1 protein-coding gene is annotated in these 1,278 nt (G+C 65.9%); it reads left to right on the top strand.

Annotation, left to right across the window (positions count from 1 at the left end):
* Nucleotides 1–1,278 (top strand): maltose alpha-D-glucosyltransferase (gene treS, locus ABD357_RS29915; RefSeq protein ID WP_344394140.1); only part of this gene is annotated, 1,278 nt, incomplete at both ends.

The following is a 1,278-nucleotide window of genomic DNA, read 5'->3' as shown; positions in this document are numbered from 1 at the left end:
GACGGCCCGTACGGCGACTACTACGTGTGGGCGGACGACGACAAGCAGTACCAGGACGCCCGGATCATCTTCGTCGACACCGAGGCCTCCAACTGGACCTTCGACCCGGTCCGCAAGCAGTACTACTGGCACCGCTTCTTCTCGCACCAGCCGGACCTCAACTACGAGAACCCGGCCGTGCAGGAGGAGATGATCTCCGCGCTGCGGTTCTGGCTGGACCTGGGCATCGACGGCTTCCGTCTCGACGCCGTGCCGTACCTCTACCAGGAGGAGGGCACCAACTGCGAGAACCTCCCGCAGACCCATGAGTTCCTCAAGCGGGTGCGCAAAGAGATCGACGAGCACTATCCGGACACGGTGGTGCTGGCGGAGGCCAACCAGTGGCCCGAGGACGTGGTCGACTACTTCGGCGACTACAGCGCCGGCGGCGACGAATGCCACATGGCCTTCCACTTCCCCGTCATGCCCCGCATCTTCATGGCCGTGCGCCGCGAGTCCCGCTACCCCGTCTCCGAGATCCTCGCCAAGACCCCGGCGATCCCGTCCGGCTGCCAGTGGGGCATCTTCCTGCGCAACCACGACGAACTCACCCTGGAGATGGTCACCGACGAAGAACGCGACTACATGTGGGCCGAATACGCCAAAGACCCCCGCATGCGCGCCAACATCGGCATCCGCCGCCGCCTGGCCCCCCTCCTGGACAACGACCGCAACCAGATCGAACTCTTCACCGCCCTCCTCTTGTCGCTGCCCGGCTCCCCGATCCTCTACTACGGCGACGAGATCGGCATGGGCGACAACATCTGGCTCGGCGACCGCGACGCGGTACGCACCCCCATGCAGTGGACCCCCGACCGCAACGCCGGCTTCTCCTCCTGCGACCCCGGCCGCCTCTACCTCCCCACGATCATGGACCCGGTCTACGGCTACCAGGTCACCAACGTCGAAGCCTCCATGAGCAGCCCCTCCAGCCTGCTCCACTGGACCCGCCGCATGATCGAAATCCGCAAACAGAACCCCGCCTTCGGCCTGGGCTCCTACACCGAACTGCCCTCCACCAACCCCGCCGTCATCGCCTTCCTGCGCGAATACAAAGACGACCTCGTGCTGTGCGTGCACAACTTCTCCCGCTTCGCCCAGCCCACCGAACTCGACCTGCAAGCCTTCAACGGCCGCCACCCCGTCGAACTCATCGGCGGCGTCCGCTTCCCCGCCATCGGCGACCTGCCCTACCTCCTCACCCTCGCAGGCCACGGCTTCTACTGGTTCCGCCTGCGC

The sequence above is a fragment of the Streptomyces vastus genome, assembly GCF_039532825.1.
Classification (GTDB): domain Bacteria; phylum Actinomycetota; class Actinomycetes; order Streptomycetales; family Streptomycetaceae; genus Streptomyces; species Streptomyces vastus.
This window is presented reverse-complemented; position numbering and strand designations above follow the sequence as displayed.